Source organism: Candidatus Bathyarchaeota archaeon, from assembly GCA_026014725.1.
Taxonomy (GTDB): domain Archaea; phylum Thermoproteota; class Bathyarchaeia; order Bathyarchaeales; family Bathycorpusculaceae; genus Bathycorpusculum.
The window spans coordinates 209,213-228,151 of record JAOZHV010000052.1; the positions used below are offsets into that span (position 1 = coordinate 209,213).

23 protein-coding genes are annotated in these 18,939 nt (G+C 44.4%); 14 read left to right on the forward strand and 9 right to left on the reverse strand.

Annotated elements, in window-relative coordinates:
• Window positions 1-19 precede the first annotated feature (19 nt).
• The 6 genes from NWE95_11530 to NWE95_11555 form a co-directional block, all read right to left on the reverse strand.
• The gene (locus NWE95_11530; GenBank protein MCW4004529.1) at window positions 20-898 is read right to left on the reverse strand and encodes a hypothetical protein; all 879 of its coding nucleotides are present in this window, start codon (window positions 896-898) and stop codon (window positions 20-22) included.
• 95 nt (window positions 899-993) lie between these two features.
• Window positions 994-1,908, reverse strand: a complete 915-nt coding sequence (locus NWE95_11535; GenBank protein ID MCW4004530.1) for a site-specific DNA-methyltransferase — start codon at window positions 1,906-1,908, stop codon at window positions 994-996.
• Window positions 1,909-2,375: 467 nt separating this feature from the next.
• On the reverse strand, window positions 2,376-2,990 hold the full coding sequence (locus NWE95_11540) for a DUF116 domain-containing protein (protein MCW4004531.1): 615 nt from the start codon (window positions 2,988-2,990) through the stop codon (window positions 2,376-2,378).
• Between the two features lie 47 nt (window positions 2,991-3,037).
• Complete coding sequence (locus NWE95_11545; protein ID MCW4004532.1) at window positions 3,038-3,328, reverse strand: hypothetical protein; 291 nt, start codon at window positions 3,326-3,328, stop codon at window positions 3,038-3,040.
• 25 nt (window positions 3,329-3,353) lie between these two features.
• Window positions 3,354-4,328: a transcription initiation factor IIB gene (locus tag NWE95_11550; GenBank protein ID MCW4004533.1), complete on the reverse strand. Its 975-nt coding sequence runs from the start codon at window positions 4,326-4,328 to the stop codon at window positions 3,354-3,356.
• The gene (locus NWE95_11555) at window positions 4,321-4,578 is read right to left on the reverse strand and encodes a Gar1/Naf1 family protein (GenBank protein MCW4004534.1); all 258 of its coding nucleotides are present in this window, start codon (window positions 4,576-4,578) and stop codon (window positions 4,321-4,323) included. The genes NWE95_11550 and NWE95_11555 overlap by 8 nt, the downstream gene beginning before the upstream one ends.
• 162 nt (window positions 4,579-4,740) lie before the next feature.
• Here NWE95_11555 and rpl7ae point away from each other — a divergent pair, with 162 nt between their 5' ends.
• From rpl7ae to NWE95_11605, 10 genes are all read left to right on the forward strand, one after another.
• Window positions 4,741-5,121, forward strand: coding sequence for a 50S ribosomal protein L7Ae (gene rpl7ae, locus NWE95_11560; protein MCW4004535.1), 381 nt, complete (start codon window positions 4,741-4,743; stop codon window positions 5,119-5,121).
• Window positions 5,121-5,342: a 30S ribosomal protein S28e gene (locus NWE95_11565; GenBank protein ID MCW4004536.1), complete on the forward strand. Its 222-nt coding sequence runs from the start codon at window positions 5,121-5,123 to the stop codon at window positions 5,340-5,342. The genes rpl7ae and NWE95_11565 overlap by 1 nt, the downstream gene beginning before the upstream one ends.
• An 18-nt stretch (window positions 5,343-5,360) precedes the next feature.
• Window positions 5,361-5,558 (forward strand): 50S ribosomal protein L24e, encoded by a 198-nt coding sequence (locus tag NWE95_11570; GenBank protein MCW4004537.1) that lies wholly within the window; start codon window positions 5,361-5,363, stop codon window positions 5,556-5,558.
• Window positions 5,559-5,667: 109 nt separating this feature from the next.
• Entirely contained in the window at window positions 5,668-5,991 is a 324-nt protein-coding gene (locus NWE95_11575; GenBank protein ID MCW4004538.1) for a hypothetical protein, read from the forward strand.
• A gap of 118 nt (window positions 5,992-6,109) precedes the next feature.
• Window positions 6,110-7,147, forward strand: a complete 1,038-nt coding sequence (gene dapA / locus NWE95_11580; protein MCW4004539.1) for a 4-hydroxy-tetrahydrodipicolinate synthase — start codon at window positions 6,110-6,112, stop codon at window positions 7,145-7,147.
• Window positions 7,140-7,934 carry a 4-hydroxy-tetrahydrodipicolinate reductase gene (dapB, locus tag NWE95_11585; protein MCW4004540.1) on the forward strand — a complete coding sequence of 265 codons (795 nt, stop codon included), beginning with the start codon at window positions 7,140-7,142 and terminating at the stop codon, window positions 7,932-7,934. Before dapA ends, dapB begins: the two co-directional genes overlap by 8 nt.
• Before the next feature lie 70 nt (window positions 7,935-8,004).
• Window positions 8,005-9,063 (forward strand): aspartate-semialdehyde dehydrogenase, encoded by a 1,059-nt coding sequence (asd, locus tag NWE95_11590; protein MCW4004541.1) that lies wholly within the window; start codon window positions 8,005-8,007, stop codon window positions 9,061-9,063.
• A 40-nt stretch (window positions 9,064-9,103) separates the two neighbouring features.
• Window positions 9,104-10,393: a diaminopimelate decarboxylase gene (gene lysA, locus NWE95_11595; protein MCW4004542.1), complete on the forward strand. Its 1,290-nt coding sequence runs from the start codon at window positions 9,104-9,106 to the stop codon at window positions 10,391-10,393.
• Entirely contained in the window at window positions 10,393-11,226 is an 834-nt protein-coding gene (gene dapF, locus NWE95_11600) for a diaminopimelate epimerase (protein ID MCW4004543.1), read from the forward strand. Before lysA ends, dapF begins: the two co-directional genes overlap by 1 nt.
• A gap of 3 nt (window positions 11,227-11,229) precedes the next feature.
• A complete protein-coding gene (locus NWE95_11605) occupies window positions 11,230-12,390 on the forward strand; it encodes an aminotransferase class I/II-fold pyridoxal phosphate-dependent enzyme (GenBank protein MCW4004544.1) in 1,161 nt (386 codons plus the stop codon).
• Window position 12,391: 1 nt separating this feature from the next.
• Here the strand turns inward: NWE95_11605 and NWE95_11610 are convergent, their stop codons facing one another.
• Entirely contained in the window at window positions 12,392-12,604 is a 213-nt protein-coding gene (locus NWE95_11610; GenBank protein MCW4004545.1) for a hypothetical protein, read from the reverse strand.
• 172 nt (window positions 12,605-12,776) lie between these two features.
• Here NWE95_11610 and NWE95_11615 point away from each other — a divergent pair, with 172 nt between their 5' ends.
• Genes NWE95_11615 through NWE95_11630 form a run of 4 tightly spaced genes read left to right on the forward strand, consistent with a single transcriptional unit; the run spans window position 12,777 to window position 16,014 of the window.
• Complete coding sequence (locus NWE95_11615; GenBank protein ID MCW4004546.1) at window positions 12,777-14,000, forward strand: cysteine desulfurase; 1,224 nt, start codon at window positions 12,777-12,779, stop codon at window positions 13,998-14,000.
• Window positions 14,001-14,507 (forward strand): iron-sulfur cluster assembly scaffold protein, encoded by a 507-nt coding sequence (locus tag NWE95_11620; GenBank protein MCW4004547.1) that lies wholly within the window; start codon window positions 14,001-14,003, stop codon window positions 14,505-14,507.
• A gap of 2 nt (window positions 14,508-14,509) precedes the next feature.
• The gene (locus NWE95_11625) at window positions 14,510-15,745 is read left to right on the forward strand and encodes a cysteine desulfurase (GenBank protein MCW4004548.1); all 1,236 of its coding nucleotides are present in this window, start codon (window positions 14,510-14,512) and stop codon (window positions 15,743-15,745) included.
• Complete coding sequence (locus NWE95_11630) at window positions 15,745-16,014, forward strand: hypothetical protein (protein ID MCW4004549.1); 270 nt, start codon at window positions 15,745-15,747, stop codon at window positions 16,012-16,014. Before NWE95_11625 ends, NWE95_11630 begins: the two co-directional genes overlap by 1 nt.
• Here NWE95_11630 and NWE95_11635 read toward each other — a convergent pair.
• Window positions 16,006-17,520 carry a hypothetical protein gene (locus tag NWE95_11635; protein ID MCW4004550.1) on the reverse strand — a complete coding sequence of 505 codons (1,515 nt, stop codon included), beginning with the start codon at window positions 17,518-17,520 and terminating at the stop codon, window positions 16,006-16,008. The two genes, NWE95_11630 and NWE95_11635, sit on opposite strands and share 9 nt — an antisense overlap.
• 165 nt (window positions 17,521-17,685) lie before the next feature.
• The gene (locus NWE95_11640; GenBank protein MCW4004551.1) at window positions 17,686-18,822 is read right to left on the reverse strand and encodes a glycosyltransferase; all 1,137 of its coding nucleotides are present in this window, start codon (window positions 18,820-18,822) and stop codon (window positions 17,686-17,688) included.
• Between the last annotated feature and the right edge of the window lie 117 nt (window positions 18,823-18,939).

Below are 18,939 nucleotides of genomic sequence, written 5' to 3' on the forward strand. Positions count from 1 at the left end.
AGCATTAAACAAATAATTCTTAATGAAGCTGTGTCTGAGACTTGTCGCGATATTGAAATACTATATGCTCGCCATTTCTCTTGTGTTTTATAGTAAAAACTTCCATATTCGATATGCGGTTGCAAAGGTGTTTCTTTAATTCAATTGCTTCCTTTGTTGATTGAAGGATGAGATTAAAGCTGCGTTCTTTTATTTGTGGATAAAATGAGCTATGTGGGTTTCCTTCACTATGAACCTCTGCCATGATTCTTAACCGTGGTCTGACTGAAGCCTTTTCAATATCCTGTGAGCAGGCTATTATTGTTTGGTCGTCTATACATCGCAGAGCCTTTTCTACTTCTTCCATTGTCTTTTTTGATGTACTGATACCTTTCTTTTCTAGATGGCGGTGATAAACATGGAGAAGCATTTCATGGAATAAGCGTTGTTTGGGTAATGTTTCAAAGAAAGCTCCATCGATTATTGAAATTTTAACTCTTTTGCTTCCCTTATTTGTTCTTACTAAGTAAAAGCATCTTCGATCAAATTTCATATATTGTTCTGTTGGCGGTAATTCTCCGTCAATAATGCTTGCTATTTTTGATACTATGTTCTTGCCATTTATGATGTCTATCTCTTCGAGAGTTTTAGTTTTTGTAGGAATTGTCGAATTGAAGGATGCAATGCTAGCGCTCTTTGAGTCCTTCAGTTCTAATAAGCTTCCACAGGAGTAAGTTGCTCCAATTTTAGTTTTAAATAAGAAATCTGGAAATCGCTGCGATTGAGAGTAAAGGATGTTTTCATTTAGCCCTTGTTTTATCAGTAGGTCGAGATTGATATTTTTCCAAAGATCACAGCCATAACTTTTTGCTTCTTTACGATTGTCTACATAAGCAAACTTTTGGTCACCGCTTTTCAAAGCTATCTCTTCAAGAGGCGAGTTAAGAATTAATTTTCCACTCTTGAGATTATTTACAATGTTAACGTATAGTTCAGCTACATCAGACAGGTCTATCATAGCAACTTCTTCTGCTCAAGGTTAGCGCTTTTAACATTCCAAATAGTGTTAAGGTTATCCGTGAATTTGTAGTAATCCCTGTATTTTTCGACTCTATCTGGTGGTCTTATAAAGTTCAATCTCTTTTTAATCAAAGCTACATGCGCTGGATCAAGTTCCAACCCAATTGAGTTACGTTCGAGCTGCTTTGCTACTACCAGTGTTGTGCCCGTTCCTGCAGTAGGGTCGAGGACAACATCGCCAGGTAAGCTAGATGAAAGAATTATTCTGAGAAGCAAGGAAATTGGGCTTTGTTGGGTGTGAATTCTCTTGCCTTCTTCATTTCTTATTGCTTCGTCGCCTGCAAAATAGCCCGATGTCATTTCTCTTATATCATCCCAAACATCAGTCAAATAAATTCCGTTTTCATGCTTATACTTATGCCAAGGAAGGGCTGGAGGGTCGATGCGAAGTTTATTGAATACCCTAGGCTTGTTCCCCTTTATCGCATACGCGATTATTTGATATTGTTTAGAGAAGCGAGAACCACATGGGACAGCAGACGTTTTTTTCTTCCATATTATCAGGTTCTGAAATTTCCAATTCGTCCTTCTCAGAACAGATAGGACATTTTCGACGTTTTTTTCTCGATGCATGAAATAGATCGCTCCGCCTAGCTGAGTGATTTCATATACACCTTTGAGTATCTCTTCTACCCACTCCCAGTATTTTTCGTCAGGTTGGTTGTCATCAAAAAAGCGGTAGTCTTTTCCCTGGTTATACGGTGGATCAAAGAACGTTAAATCGACATTTCCTAAAGCGCTTGGAATGAGGTATTTAATGCAGTCTCCTTCGATTACTCTGTGCCAGAGATTTTGAACTTGTTTTATTTCACTCTTATTTTCTTTGGTTTCTTCTGAAACTTCGACCATAGGCACTTCAGCTTAGGTTTATTTACACAGATGTTGTATATATTTTCAGTTCCATTAATTATAACTTCTTTATTATAGCTTGAAGTGAAGCATGTCAGTAGCAGAGGTATTCAAAGTTCTTCGTTTAAAGCGGCATTTTTGGTTCCAATTTTTGCCTTTGCAGAATGTGTTTTTATGCGAATTTGGTATTTTTGTATACTGGCGATGTGTGTTGACGCTTAAGCCGTTAGCCGTGCGCGTCCTATATGCTCTTTTTGAGATGTGAAAACAAAAACAAACCCAACATGCCCTCACAACCACAACCAGCCGCCCCAACATAGAATCATGTATCACTTGTGAAGAAAAAACCGCATCACACAACCTAACAGACCAAGAAAAACAACGCAAAAACAAAACACAACCCAATCCACAAGCAGACATGTGACAGGATTAAAACAAAATTTCTCACACAAAGAAAACAAACAACACTAAAGAACCTTAACCAACGTATCCAAATTAAAAATGGTGTTTGCACAACCATTCTTAATCAAAGGTATAGCCTGCCCAGCAACATCCATACCATTCAAAAGCGGAGCCATCATCTTCATCTCCTCCCCACAAGCAACCCCAATAATACCCTCATACCGCGCATTTTTAAGAATCTTCGGAATACAAGAACCACCAGGCACAACATAAACATCATAACCCTTATTTTCAGCCAACCGCGCTGCCTTATTCACCAAACAATCCTCAGAACAATGCGCACACACATACGACGGAACATCAGCATCAAACGTCGCCCTGCAACGAGAATCCATATATTTCCGAGAACAATGCGGCAGAAAAACCGCCCTCTTCTTAGTTTCCAAAAACTTGCCCCTCTGCATACTGTTAATGGCCTGCAAATCAATCAAATCCTGAAGCAAAACAATCGCATCAGAAATATTCAAACCCGTAGCTTCCTGAATCTTAAACTTAAGAATCAAATCATTGAGCGTTTTAAGAAAACTCTTATGCATACCCTTCTGATAACTAACCATAGCAATCTCACTAAAGAAGAACCGAGGAACCTGCGACAGATCAAAGGTAAATTTATAGGGCATAGCTTAGCATAAAGAATAACACGCTTAATAAAAATACCTATGTAGCATCAAGAACTTGCATGATCTTGTTTTTCGAAGTTTAACCCTAAAAGCTCCCTGAGAGCTTTAATCTCCTGCCTTAATTGTTTAACTTCAACCTCAAGGTTACTGGCTCGTGTTTCCGCGTCTTTCTTAAAATTCTCAATATCAAGGAGTAATTTAGGCTCTGAGTTGATTACTTCTAAATGTTTATGCAAATCCGCCAAGTTCTGTCTAAGCCCAAACTGTATTTTTTCAAGTTTACTGATCGCCGCTTCTATTTTTACAGTCTCGGAAGCGTTATTGGTGGAATGAGCCATTTTCACGCTCCCCTCAAAAAAAGGGTTAGATGCTTATTTCAAACATCAACCGTTCAACAAGTTCCTTGTACCTATTTCGAATGGTAACCTCAGTCACTTGGGCAATTTCAGCAATTTCCCTCTGAGTCTTGCGCTCACCCGTCAAAACCGAAGCAACATAACTCGCTGCTGCCGCTATGCCTGTTGGTCCTCTGCCAGAGGTAAGTTTGAGATCTTTTGCCGCAGTCAAAATTTTATGTGCAATTTCTTCTACTTTTCCCTGCATCGTCAACTGGTTGGAAAACTTGGTTATGTACTGGTTTGGTCTTAGCGGTGGGATTGAATAGTTTAGCTCTCTAATTAAGAAACGGTAACTTCTGCCAACTTCTTTCTTGTTAACCGTCGAGCACTGAGAAATTTCATCCAAAGTCCTAGGCAACCCACATTGCCTGCAAGCCAAATAGATCGCCGCCGAAGTAACACCCTGAATAGACCTGCCCCTAATCAGGCGCTCTTTAACAGCTTTACGATAAATAACTGAGGCTGTTTCAAGAATATTCTTCGGAAGATTCAAATTATTAGAAATCTTGGTAATCTCTGAGAGGGCAAAAGCCAAGTTTCTCTCAGTCGCGTCTGAAACCCTGATACGCCTTTGCCATTTACGCAGACGATAAACCTGCGCTTTCTGTCCAGGCGAGAGACTTTTACCATAGATATCGCGGTCATGCCAATCAATCGTCGTTGACAAGCCCTTGTCATGAATAGTATACGTTAAAGGAGCTCCAACACGAGTTCTCTTTGACCTCTGCTCATCATCAAAAGCTCTCCATTCAGGTCCTCGGTCAGCGATTTTTTGTTGCACAACAAAGCCGCAGTCCATGCAAACTTTTTCAGCACATTCATAGTCTCTCATAATTCGGGTGCTACCACATTCAGGGCATGCCTCAACTTTAGACGGTTCAACTCTTGGCGCAACATCTTTTTCTATTGCTTTTTCATGTAACTTGCTATCTCTAATCATACCTTTTTTTACTCCGTTTCGTTTTCGAGAGAAGCAAGTACAATGGTTTATTCACCAGTGTAGCGGGTTCCCTGACGGTTGACTTAACAACTGCATAAGGTGAAGACACTGGACCAATGATGTCGAAAACTCTGCCCACAACTTTCAGGTTCTCGTCAACAACTTCTAGGCCAATTTTCGGGGGGTTTGCTGTTTTTATTATAATATTTCCCGATGGAGTCACATTTGACGCCTTGCCCAATTTTTGCAAACGCAGTCCCCTCTCGAAAAACATGTAGGTGACCGTAATAGCGTATTTAAAGCTTTCTAAGTTGTGTTTTGGCTGAAAGTTCAGGACTTGCTTTTTACAGTAGAAAGCTTCTTAAATAAGAAGTGTTGATAAGACTGTGCCTTGAAAAAGGGTGAGGCTAATATGTCAAAACCATTCTATGTAAAATATGAAGTCCCCAAAGAACTCGTAGATGCAGCCTATGAAGCCCTAACGATTGCTTCAAAATCAGGATCAGTTAGGAAAGGAACCAACGAAGCTACAAAAGCTGTAGAACGCTCACAAGCAAAACTGGTCGTCATAGCTGAAGATGTTGATCCACCAGAAGTCATAGCACACCTACCGCTACTCTGCGACGAAAGAAAAATTCCATACGTCTTTGTCCCAAGCAAAGAACAACTCGGCAAATCAATCGGCATCGATGTCCCGTGTGCAGCGGCATGCATCATGAGGGAAGGAGAAGCCGCAGGATTAATCAAAGAAATCATCACACGCATTGATCAGGTTAAACGAGGAACTCAGTAATGAGCAGTAAAGAAGCGGCAGAACAACTAATTCCCTCAGAAGTTATTCAAATCATTGGTCGCACCGGCGTCACAGGCGAAATTACACAAGTTAGAGTGCGCATAATGGAAGGCAAAGACAAGGGCAGAATCATCACACGCAACGTTAAAGGACCAGTTAGAGTACAAGATATTCTGATGCTGCGAGAAACTGAAAGAGAAGCAAAGAAAATCACAAGATAAAAACGGAGAGAAAGTGTCATGCCAAAACCTAGAAAATGTTCGTTCTGTGGTGCTGATTTCCCAGCTGGCACAGGCATGATGTACGTTAAGAACGATGGCTCTATTCTATGGTTTGATTCAAACAAATGCAAGAAAAGCAGCTTATCATTCAAACGTGACGCTCGTAAGCTGAAGTGGACTAAGTACTTCGGTAAAGAAGAGAAGGGCAAAGGGTAGAAAGCAATCCTTCTACGTGTTTCAACCCATTTTTTCCTATTTTTCAAAAGTTATTCGTTTTTCGACTGAAATCTTATTTACATAGTTTTTAATCCAAATTAGGTGCAAAATGCCTCTCCTTAGGACAAAAAAAGAAATATTCGAATGGTTAAAACAAGGCAAAAAAACTATTGACGTGAGAAAAGGCAAGCCTTACCGTGGAGAATTCGCCTATTTTCAATCAGGTCAACAGATGTTGCGTCTAAGGATAATCAAGAGGGAAACTGGGAGATTAACTGATCTTGTGCATGGGGGCAATTACTGGTTGGTTATTCCTTCAGCTGAGACTTTGGAGGATGCGGTAGTCTATCTGCAGGTGCTTTATGGCAACTGTGATGGTTTTTTTACTGCTTATTACGTTAAGCCGGCAACTGATGTGCGAAATCATTTGTAACAGATAATTTATCGCTGTTTTAGCCTAATATTTGTCTGTTTTTCGTAATAAAAGTGCAATAAACGTAACGCTTAAATAGTCTTATTTACATTTCTTTGCCACACAATGAGGAATAAAAATGCAAACATTCAATGGATGCTACACTGCATTAATAACACCCATGACCCGTAATCGTCAAGTCGATTACGAAGGATTACAGCAATTGGTAGATTTCCAAATTAAAAACGGTGTGCAGGGTTTACTTGCCGTAGGCACAACCGGCGAGAGCCCAACTTTAGACTGGATTGAGCACAGTAAAGTAATAGAAAAAGTACATGAATATTCAAGAGGAAAAGTCCTGACCATTGCGGGGACAGGCAGTAACTCAACTCAAGAAGCCATAGAAGGCACAGAACACGCCCAAAACGTTGGTGTAAACTGTGTTCTTTTAGTTGACCCATACTATAATGGTCCGAGCTCGCTGGAAATTCGCAGAGAATACATTGAGCCTATTGCACGCAAGTTTCCTGAAGTGCAAGTAATTCCATACATTATACCGGGCAGGACTGGAACACAGTTGTATCCCCAAGACTTAGCTATCTTGCATCAGCAGTATGCCAATGTTCGGTGCGTGAAGGAAGCTACAGGCGACCTCAAGAACATGGAGTTAACAAGGCAACTTTGCGGCGAAGACTTTACTATTCTGTCAGGTGATGATGATAAAACATACACAATGATGGTTTCACCAGATATTCGTGCAAGTGGAGTCATATCAGTCGTATCTAACGTTGCACCAAGAGCAGTCACTGACATGACACATTACATACTTGACGGTAACGAGGAAGCAGCCAGCGTAATTGCTCAAGCCCTCCAACCGCTTTTCAGCATTGTAACGGTGAAAACCCAAGAACAAACACCATACGGACAAGTAACATGCAAAGCCCGCAATCCATTAGCTTACAAGGCACTGATGAATGTGTTAGGCATGCCCGCGGGACCATGCAGGCAACCCTTAGGCAAAATGACACGCACAGGCTTAGAAGTAGTCCTTGCAAACGCAAGAAAAGTCTATGAAGCCAACCCGCAGGTTCTCGAACCCGTTGCTGATTTCTTTGGCGTAGACATAGACGACCGTCTCTACAATGAGAAGTATTTGGAGGGACTTTTCTATGCTTAAGTTCTGTGTTGCAGGTGCAGCGGGCAGAATGGGCAACGCCATTATCACTGAAGCCACCGCCAGAGGGCATCAAATTATAGGCGCAGTAGAAGCCCCCAACATGCCCTGTGTCGGTAAAAGCCTCAAAGAACTCGGAGTCAGCCATTCAGACACAAGAATACTAAGCTCCGACAGGTTAACCGAAGCTGTGCAAAATGCAGATGTTTACGTCAGTTTCACCACGCCAGACGCTGACTTAAAAAATATTCCAGTCGTCGCTAACCTTGGCAAACGCATTATCCTTGGAACCACAGGCTTTACACCAGAGCAAAACCGCCAAGTTGTAGCCGCCATGACAGGCAAAGTTCCAGCAGTCTTCTCACCCAACTACAGCGTAGGCGTCAACATACTCTTCAAACTCGCAGAGGCGCTCAAAGCGTTTCCAGCAGGCTATGACTTTAGCATAAACGAAATTCACCATACGGGAAAAAAAGATGCTCCAAGCGGCACAGCCAAAAAACTCGCTGAAATCATCGCTAATGCGCGCGGTTACAAGAAAACCGTTCACGGCAGAGAAGGCATAAGCCCGCGCCAAAGTGAAGAACTCGAAGTCACTGCACTGCGCGCTGGAGGAGTTGCAGGAGTACACGACTTAATAGTTGCAGGACAAAACGAAATGCTACGCATCGAACACACTGCATTCTCACGTAATGTGTTTGCTCAAGGCGCTGTCTTGGCTGCTGAATGGTTAAGCAAACAAACCGAGCCGAAAGTGTACAGTATGGCTGATGTCTTAGGGTTATCTTAACTGAAAAATTACCATTAACTTTTTTATCAAGGAACAAATAAAGTGAAAAGGTCAAAGGAAGAAAAAGAAAATGTCAAATAAACGTAAAGTCGCCGTGTTAGGCGCAACAGGGGCCGTTGGACAACGGTTCATTCAACTCTTGCAGGGGCACCCATGGTTCGAAATTGAGGTGCTCGCCGCTTCAGAGCGGTCAGCAGGCAAAAAGTTCAAGGATGCATGCAACTGGGTCATGGAGACTGATATGCCAAAGGAAATCGGTGAGATGCCAGTGGCAAACGTTGATGTAGCGTCCGTAGAGAAGGTGGGTAAAGTAGACTTGGTATTTTCATCGTTGCCAGGCGATTTGGCGGGTCCCGTTGAAGCAGAATTTGCAGCTAAGTACCCAGTGTTCAGTAAGGCAAGTGCTCACCGCATGGAAAAGGATGTGCCCTTAATTGTTCCAGAAATCAACCCTGACCACGCAGAGTTGGTTAAGGTTCAGCAGAAGGCACGTGGTTGGAAGGGTTTCATCACTACTGACCCTAACTGTAGTACCATTCAAATGGCGATTACGTTAAAGCCGCTGATGCAGTTTGGTTTGAGGCAAGTTGTTGTTTCAACTATGCAAGCCTTGAGCGGTGCAGGTTACCCAGGCGTGGCTTCACTTGACATAATCGACAATGTGGTTCCTTTCATTTCTGGAGAGGAGGACAAGATGGAGTCAGAAGCCCTCAAGATTCTTGGAACCTTCAACGGCAAGGCAGTGCAGAACGCCGATTTCAAGATTAGCGCAAGCTGCAACAGAGTCCACGTTAAGGATGGCCACTTAGAGGTAGTCTTTGTCAAGCTGGACCAAAATCCATCGCTTGAGGAAATCGAGGCGGCATTTGCCAACTTTAAGGGTGAACCTCAACGGTTAAAGTTGCCCTCTGCACCGGAGCACCCGATTGTTGTTCGGCATGAAAAGAACCGACCCCAACCTCGCTATGACCGCGACGCAGAAGGCGGCATGAGTGCTGTCGTCGGTAGGATACGTAAGGATCCGATTATGACTTTCAAGTACCTCTGTCTTGGGCATAACACGATTCGTGGGGCTGCAGGCGGTGGCATTCTAAGTGCGGAGTTGTATGTGGCTAAAGGTTTAGCTTAAGGCAGGCGCGCAAACACAAACTAACTAGACGGTGTAACTAATGGTTAAGAGAAAGCTTCGTGAACCCTTAGAAGAACGAAAGGGCAACCTGTTCTTTGACGGTTTCTCAGTTAAGGAACTGGCACAAAAGTATGATACGCCACTGTATGTGATAAGCGAGAAGTGTATCCGCGATAACTATGACCGTCTCCACACAGCACTGATTAACAATTACAAGTACGTGCGCATTTACTATGCGGCAAAAGCAAACACTAATCTTGCTGTTCTACGGATTCTGCAGTCACAAGGCGCATACTTAGACACTGTTAGCCCCGGCGAAGTCTTCATGGCACTAAGTAGCGGTTTCACACCTGACCGCATCCTCTTCACTGGCACAAGCGTAAGAAACGATGAGCTCAAGATGCTGGCTGACGCCAACATAACCATAAACGTGGATTCACAATCAGAGCTTGACCGATTGCTAAAGATTTCTGTGCCGCAGATTCTGTCAGTGCGGGTTAATCCAGAAATCGGCGCGGGGCACCATAGTCACTGCATTACTGCTGGTTCAGAGTCAAAGTTTGGGCTTTGGGAAGAAGAAACCATTCAAGCTTTTGCCATTGCTCAAAGGGCAAGGGTGGAACGCTTCGGCATCCACATGCATATTGGTTCAGGTATCCTAGACGTTGAGCCATACGTTTTAGCGGTTGAAAAGCTGCTCAAGATAGCCAAGCGTGTTCACGATGAAGTTGGCATTGACTTTGAATTCATAGACATTGGCGGTGGGCTTGGTGTTCCTTACAAGCCAGAGGATAAGGAATTGGATTTGACAGAGTTCTCCAGCAAGGTCGTGGGTCTGTTCAAGAGCAAGGTTAAGGAGTACGGTTTAGGCAAGCCGTTCTTATGTGTTGAGCCTGGCAGATACTTGGTTTGTGACGCCAGCATCCTCTTGACATCGGTTAATACTGTCAAGGTTACACCAGCCAAGAAATTTGTTGGTGTGGACGCTGGCTTCAATACGCTTCTTCGCCCGACAATGTACGGCTCGTACCATCCAATCTTGGTTGCTAACAAGCTTGGTTTAGCAGACAAGGAAACCTACGATGTGGTTGGTCCAATCTGTGAGTCAGGTGATGCCTTAGCCAAGGATAGGAAGTTGCCTAATGTTGAAGAGGGCGATTTAATTGCGGTACTTAACGCTGGTGCTTACGGTTTTAGTATGAGTTCACAGTATAACTCGCGTCCAAGAGCGGCAGAGGTTATGATTCGGCAGGGCAAGGCAGTCTTGGTTAGGGAACGTGAGCAACTTAAAGATTTGATTTCAAGTCAGCGGGTGGCAAGTGACCTTTGATGCGCTTCTGGAAGATGCACGGCTTAGGCAACGATTATGTTGTAATTGATAATAGAGACCAAAAAATCAGTGACAAGCACGCTTCTGCTTTGGCTAAGCGGCTTTGCGAGAGACGTTTTTCCGTTGGCGCAGACGGGCTTTTGTTGGTTTATGCCTCCAAGAATGCGGATGTGAAGATGAGGATTTTTAATGCGGACGGCAGCGAAGCAGAAATGTGCGGCAACGGCATAAGGTGCTTTGCTAAGTACTGCTACGAAAACGGCATCGCCAAGAAAACAGAGTTCTCGGTAGAAACGCTCGCGGGCATGAAGCACGTATGGTTAACACTTGACGGAAGTGAAGTAACGGCAGTCAAGGTTGACATGGGTGCTCCCAACTGGCAGCGTTCATCTCTTCCAATGCTTGGACACGGTACAGCCATAAACGAGGACTTGGAAGTTGACGGAAAATCCTACATTGTGACCTGCCTGTCCATGGGCAACCCCCACTGCGTCACATTCGTCGAAAACGTCAACAACTTCCCAGTCGCGACTGTTGGTCCACTTATCGAAAACCACAAGGCTTTCCCAAAAAGAACTAACGTTGGCTTTGTTCAAGTTCTCAACCGCAACGAGCTTCGAGTGCGAGTTTGGGAGCGCGGTTGCGGAGAAACGCTTGCCTGTGGTACAGGAACATGTGCTGCTGTTGCTGCGGCAAACAAGCTTGGCAGAATAGGCAACAAGGTTACGGTTCACGTGCTTGGCGGCGACTTGCAAGTTGAAGTGAGCGAGACCCTGTTCTTGAGCGGGCCAGCTGAGAAAGTCTATGAAGGCACATTATTCAAGGAGAACTGAAAAATGACGTTTGAATACGCAGAACGAATAAAGCGGCTACCACCCTACCTGTTTGCCCAACTTGAAAAACTTATGAGAGAAAAGAAGTGTTGTGGAGTTGATCTCATATCGCTTAGCATCGGAGACCCTGACCTTCCACCGCCAGACTTTGTTGTGGAGGCGCTAAAAGAAGAAGTTGCCAACCTCAAGAACCATAACTACTCTTTCAGCCAAGGGGAACCCGACTTTCGCGCTGCAGTGACGGGTTGGTGCAAGAAACGCTTCAATGTTGACCTTGAGCATGAACAAGTCGTCGCGCTCTTAGGTTCCAAAGAAGGTCTTGCAAACGTTGCACGAGCGTTCATAAACCCAGGCGACAAGGTTATGGTTCCAGACCCCGCTTACCCCGTTTACGCAAACGGCAGCACAATTCTCTGCGACGGCATCGCCGTGCCCATGCCTCTTTTGGAAGAAAACGGTTTCAAGCCTGATTTTGACGCCATCGATGCGCAGGGCGCCAAAATGATGTTTCTCAACTACCCAAACAACCCAACCGCCGCAACCGTTGACAAGAAGTTTCTCAAAGAAGCTGTAGATTTCGCCAAAGACAACAACCTGATACTATGCTACGACAACGCTTACTCTGAAATCACCTACGACGGCTACACCGCCCCGAGCATACTGGAAGTTGATGGTGCCATGGATGTTGCCATTGAATTTCACTCGCTCTCCAAAACCTTCAACATGACAGGCGACCGCATTGGCTTCGCTGTAGGCAACAAGAAGCTTATAGATGGCTTAACTCAAGTCAAAACCCAAATCGACAGTGGACCACCAGTTTACACTCAGAGAGCTGCCGTCAAAGCTTTGGCATCCTATAAGAGCCGTGACCCACCAGAGTTTCTGCAGAAAAACAATCAAATCCTAAAGGAACGCCGCGACCTGCTTGTCGATACACTCTGCAAAATTGGCTATGAAGTTGAGCGGACTAAAGCAACCTTCTATGTATGGGTTAACTGCAAGTGTAGTTCGATGGAGTTTGCGGCTAAACTCCTTGATGTTGGCGTTGCTGTTACTCCCGGCATCGGCTTTGGCAAATACGGTGAAGGCTACATCAGAATAACTTTCACTCAGCCTAAAGAACGCATAAAGGAAGCCTGCGACCGAATAGCCAGTGCCTTCTAAATCACTTTTTATTTTTCCATTCTTCTTGGAGCTTCTCAGCCATGTTGCCGTCTTCTAGGATGACGGGTCCTCGGTAACCGCAATTTCTGCACTGCCATAACGACCAGAACTGGGGCATCCCCTGAGCCCAAAAAACATCGGTTGACCCGCACTGAGGACAGAACTTTAATGAAAATCTCTTCCGTTTATTCGTGGTAGAAGACTTGCTTTTCAAATGGAATTCCTCAACTGGATATATAGGGGCAAAATACATTAAACTTGTTTTTGGCGAATCTGCGCCTTCTTTTGTACACGTAATAAAAAGCTTTTCAGGGTTACGTTTTTTTATGTGAAGTAGCATTAGCAAGGTGTCGAGTTATCTATCCCAAAAACAGGTAGGTCACTGTATGGTTGAAAACGTCAAAGAACTCCTAAAACTTCACGAAGGCATAACACATGAGGTTTATTTGGACAATGAGAACTCCAGCATAGTGCCCCAAGAAGTAGTAGACGCCATGTTACCTTACTTCAACAATAAAGCCTACGGAAACCCAACGTTGACGCATAAGCCAGGATGGGAAGCCTTCGAAACCATAATGACCAGTCTAACAAAAATCAGCCGTTTCATGGGCGCAAAAAATCCTGAAGAAATCACGTTGGCTCCAAGCGAAACAGAAGCAAACAACCTAGCCATCATGGGCTCAGCGTTCGCACAAAAAAGTAAAGGCAACAAAATAGTCATTTCGGAAGTTGAGCCCATAAATGTGTTGCAAGTTGCAGAGATGATGAAAAAATTCGGTTTTTCAACCACCAAAATCCCAGTTGACCGCGAAGGCTTCATCAACCTTGAAAAGCTAAAGGGCGCCGTAGACAACCAAACCGTTCTCGTAAGCATTTCAGCGGTAAACAATGAACTTGGAACAATTCAACCCCTCAAGGAAGCTGTTGATATTGTTAAAGCCAAAAACCCGCAAGCCCTTTTTCATACTGATGCCTCAGACGCTTATGGCAGAATCCCTCTCAATGTGCAGGACTTAAACGTTGACTTAGCAACCGTGAGCAGCTATAAGATTCAGGGTCCACGCGGCATGGGCGCTATGTACCTGCGGGAAGGCTTAAACATGGAACGCATACTCGAAGGGCAAATCGGGACGCAAAGGCTCTGGCCAGGCATAGAGAACACTCCACTAATCGTAGGCTTTACAAAGGCTTCTGAGTTGGCGTTCGAGAACTTTGAGGCAACCACCACAAAGATGCGAACATTGCGCGACAAGCTTGTTGACGGCATATTCAGTGAACTAACTGATCTGCGTTTTAACGGTCCAAAGGGCGACAAACGCTCACCAGACAACGCCAACATAAGTGTCCTGCGCTGTGAAGGCGAAGCCCTAACCATTGAACTTAGCCTCAAAGGTGTCTACGTTTCCAGCGGGAGCGCATGTAGCCGAAGACTACTTCAGCCAAGCCATGTGTTGGTTGCTATTGGGCGCCAGTTTAGCGAGGCGCATGGCAGTATTCTTATGAAGACTACGCGGTACCATACAGAAGAGGATATAGCTTACGTTTTAGAAGTCTTACCAGTAGCCGTGAACCGTATCCGAGGGATAGTCGGCTCAACAGGAGTTGAATAAATGTCACGTATACCTCTACCTTACAACCCCAAAGTAATGGACTTATTCCGCAACCCCAAGAATTTGGGCAAAATGGAAGATGCCACAGTAGTTGCAGTAGCCGGCAACCCGGCTTGCGGAGACATGATTACGTTTTATTTAAAAATTAATGAGCAGGAAATAATTGAGAAGGCAACGTTTGAGAGCTATGGGTGCGCCGCCAACATTGCTACTTCCAGCATAGTCACCGAAATGATTAAAGGCTTAAGCTTAGAGGCAGCATGGAAAAACATTACTTGGCAGAAGGTTACTGAGGAAATCGGCGGCTTGCCAAGCGTCAAATTCCACTGCGGGGTCCTTGCTGTCGGTGCACTAAAACGTGCTATAAGGCAATACTACACGCAAAAGGGCGTAGCTGCTCCCACTTGGTTGCCTAGTGAAAACACTTTTGAGGAAAAACAAGCCTTAGAGGAAGAACAGCTTGCAAAAATGCTTTCCAAGAGGATGAAAACTGAGGCAGAAAAGTAACCGTGGATATTCAAGCGATTCGCAGCGACTTTCCTATTCTGAAAAGGACAATTAACGGCAATCCACTAATCTACTTTGACAACGCTGCCACAACTCAAAAGCCTCGTCAAGTCATCGACGCCGTAACCGATTACTATCAAAACCACAATGGTAATGTACACCGTGCAGTCCACACGCTTTCTATGGAGGCAACTGACCTGTATGAGAAGGCACGGGAGAAAGTCGCAAAATTTATCAACGCCAAAGACCCAGCTGAAATCGTTTTCGTCAGGGGCACAACTGAAGCAATAAACTTGGTAGCGTACTCTTGGGGGCTAAGCAACCTTGGCAAGGGTGACGAAGTTCTAGTTTCTCTTATGGAGCATCACAGCAATATAGTTCCGTGGGAAGTCACTTCTAAACGAGGGGATTTCACCGTAAAATACGCCGACTTAAACGAGGACGGCACGCTCAACTACACAGATTTCGAGAACGAGTTCTCCAGCAAAACAAAGATTGTTAGCTTAAGCCACGTCTCAAACGTCACAGGCGCAATAAACGACATTAAAAGAATTGCCAAGATCGCCCATGACAATGGCGCTTTGGTATTGGCTGATGGTGCCCAGTCTGTTCCACACATGCCTGTGAACGTTCAGGATTTAGGTGTAGATTTCTTGGTGTTTTCAGGTCATAAAATGCTCGGACCCACAGGCATCGGAGTTCTCTACGGCAAAAAAGAACTTTTGGAAAAAATGCCGCCTTTCGAGGGCGGAGGCGAAATGATACGGGAAGTCGAGTTTAGCCAAGATAGTGGGCGCTGTAGTGTTTCTTTTAATGATTTGCCTTGGAAGTTTGAGGCTGGTACACCTAACATTGCAGGTGCCGTCGGTTTAGGCGCAGCAATAGCATACTTGGAGGGCTTGGGCATGGATAACATTTTGAGTCATGAAAAAGCGCTCACTAAATATGCAGTTGAGCGCATGAGGGAGTGCAGTAAAGTTACCGTTTATGGTCCAAGTGACCTCTCAAAAAAATGCGGCATTATTCCTTTCAGCGTTAAGGGAATGTCCTCGCATGACGTTGCGTTATTCTGCGATAACTTTGGCATAATGATGCGGAGCGGCTACCACTGTGCACAACCTCTGCATCAACAAATTCTCAAGTTGCATTCCTCAGCTAGGGCAAGCTTTTACTTATACAATACAACCGAGGAAATTGACCGCTTCATTGAAGTCCTAAAGGAGCTGGACAAACTCTAATGCCCTCAATTGATGACTATGTGGCGCGCATTGAAGGAACATGCGGTGCAGAAAGCGACGTAATTGTTGTTTTCAAGTATGAAAAGAAGGATGAAGCCATCGCCAACATCTTAAAGAAAGCCAAACTCAAGAACACGATTGCAGGCATAATTTTTGAATTAACCTTTCAAGACATGTCTTTCCGCCTCTACACGAGTGGAAAAGCAATTTTTCGAGGCGTAAAAACAAGGCAAGATTTGAATAACCTTTTGGCTGGTCTTCTACTTTAGTTTCTTTAGGCGCAGTTTAAGCCATACTTTGGTCCTGCTTACCCAGTTAACAATTGGAAAAAGCGGATACTTAATTGAACTCGGCAAGGCATCTTTTAGTTCCCTATGTAACCCCAAGCGTACGGCTGTTCTGCCTTTGCTTGTAAGCGGTATGTAGTAGCGGTTTATGGGAAACTTGACGAAGCCATGGTTGTTTTTGAACTTGTCAAGCGAGGGGTGATTGCCTATTCTGCCATACATAAGCCACCGTTCGCCTTTGGATGCGCAGACTTCAACTGCTTTTGCTAACAGAGCGTTGTTTAGGGCTTTATCCCAATGCTTCTGTAATGAAAGTATGTTTGAGACGATTGCGATGTGGTCGCCGTAGAGCAACTGGATGAAACCCAAGATTTCCCCGTCTAATACAGCAGTGATGAATGTGTTGTTCTGGGCGGCGTACATGTTAACACGTACGGTTTCGAGTGATTCACCGTAATGGGGGAACGCGCGTTCTTGGCGGATTGGCGTTTCATTATAGATTTTATAGATGCCCACAGCTAATTCTTCGCTGGGTTCCACAACAGAGACGCTTACACCACTTTTCTCAGCTTTGCGTACCATGTTGCGGGTTTTTTTGCCGGTGTCACTCCACCACTTCTCATAATCAGTTATCTCTAGTAATGCAACGTTGTCTTCTTCTCGTATCCAGTCGGCCGATGGGTTACTAATGGGGCAGCACCATCGGCGGTCCAAAAATGTAAGGATATCTACGCCTCGGCCTCGCAGTTTCTCAATCAACGCTGGTGTCACGTTAAGGTCGTATAGGTATTCTTGGATGTTACGTGCAACCCGCGCGAAAAACCTCTTGTGTATATGTATGTTTTTGAGTTCTTCGTCTACCGCTAAAACGCTCCTTAGAACCTCATAGTAAGGTGGTCGGCGACCTTTTTTTTGGAATAGCCATTCTGGATGAATAGACAAAATAAAATTTTTCTTAATCCACTCTTCCGCTATCCTTTTGCTTTCTTCCACATCGTGATTACTAAGTATTGCGTCCACTCCAAACGTTTTACCGACTTTTTCTGCGTCATGGAAAGAAATGAGTGGGAAATCAGGAGGGATTTTGGCTTGGCTCTCGTCTAGTTTGCGTCCCCACAGTATCCGCATAATCAGGTGCTTGGTGCCGTGGATAGTGTAATATTTGATTGTTCGGTTGGTTTCTTTCTCTAGGGTTTTCCACTCCTCATAGGGGCGAGTGGCAACATGCAACGCTACCTCATGACGCTCAGGGTTAAGCAAATCAAGCAGGCGTTTATCAGGAATAGTGTAGGGTGTGAAGAACCAGTAGGCATGCACTTTTTTTGGCGAATCGTTAATCATTGTAGCGATGACACGAGCGTTTTGAAGATAGGCTGGGCTTGTTTTGCTTTTTCGCCTAAGCGCTACCGCTAAGAAGCTTTTCGGTCGGGACGCGTAGGGGTAATCAACGTCTATGCGGATTCTTATGTTTGCTTCCTGCGTAGCCACAAAGGTTTTCTCCATTTTTCTTGCAAATGAGGTTTGAATTTATTGTTTATTGTGTTGGTTTATGAAAATTTATCTATTCCTCTTAAACAGCATGGAATCCAATACACGATAATACTTGTTTTGCCCACAAAACTGCAACATCATAGATTTGTTCATCTTGTTGGGTTAGGGTTGTTGTATTAAAGATTCCACATGACTCCAAATATTGTTCTCAAAGGTTTTGGGGTTTAGAATCGAGATTTTACTCCACAATTGTTTGCGTTTGTTTTCCCAATTCTCGCTTGACTGTTCGGTTACATTGTTGAGAATTTTCGCTTTTAAGTCCTCATAGGTATCCCAGCGGTACTCGTCAGGTAAAAATTCCTCCATGCCGCCGCTGTTATGCACCAAGGTGACGCATCCGCTGGCTAACCCTTCAATGGGTGCGATGCCGAAGTGTTCCCCCTCCATAAGATGCACGTAGACACGGGAATTTTGAAGCGTTTCTACGAGTTCGACACTGGGCAGATTTGTCTTCAAAGTGTAGTTGGGTGGCATGTCCTTTGAGAATGCTTCCAGCCACGGCTTGTCGCCTTCAATGACGCCTCCGATGCTGACGAACTCGATGTCGGGCAAGTCGCCTGCTAAGCGTTTGAGGATTTCATGCCGTTTGGCAGGAATGAAGCGGGCAACGTATACGACGCGTCTGTGCCTCTGGTTAAGCGGCTTGTCACACCAGAACTTGTCCAGATTTACGGGCGGATATACGACAAGGGGTTCTTTGACGCCGTGGCTGCGCCAATATTTCATGATGGCTTCTTTGGTGTAGCTGCTGTTGCAGAAGACCATGTCCAACTTGCCGATGCCTTGCTCAACCCACCGCTTGAACAGCCAAAGGTAAACTTTCCTTTTCAATCCTGAGCGAGCATAGTCATGGTGAATTTCTGGGAAGTGGACGTATGCTATGTTCTTTTTGGCTTTGTTTAAGAATACAGGTTCAAACGGAGAAGATGACTGTGTTGAGAACAGGTAATCATAGTCTATCTGGTTGCGGAATTTTTTTAGTAGCTTGACAAAGTTGCGGTGTCTTTTGTAGATGGTGAAGGGCGGTTTGGTTTCTATGCGTTTGCCTAATGAGTGAATGGTCACCTCTTCGGGGAATGGTTCGCCCACAATATCCTTGTATCTTGACGCGTCGAAGTCAAAAGTTAGTAGTTCCACGTTTTGCCCATGGGTGAGTAGAGTTTTTATGACGTTATGGCAGACTCTTTCGCCTCCCCCATAAATGTCAAGGTATGCGTGAACCACAAGGAATTTCGTCAAGGTGCTTCAACCTGATTGTTGTTAGCGTTATTTTAGTTGAAGTTAATGAAGCTTTACTAACATGCTAAACTATCCGAGCAAACTCGGTAAGTATAGACTTTCATCAATCCTTCAACT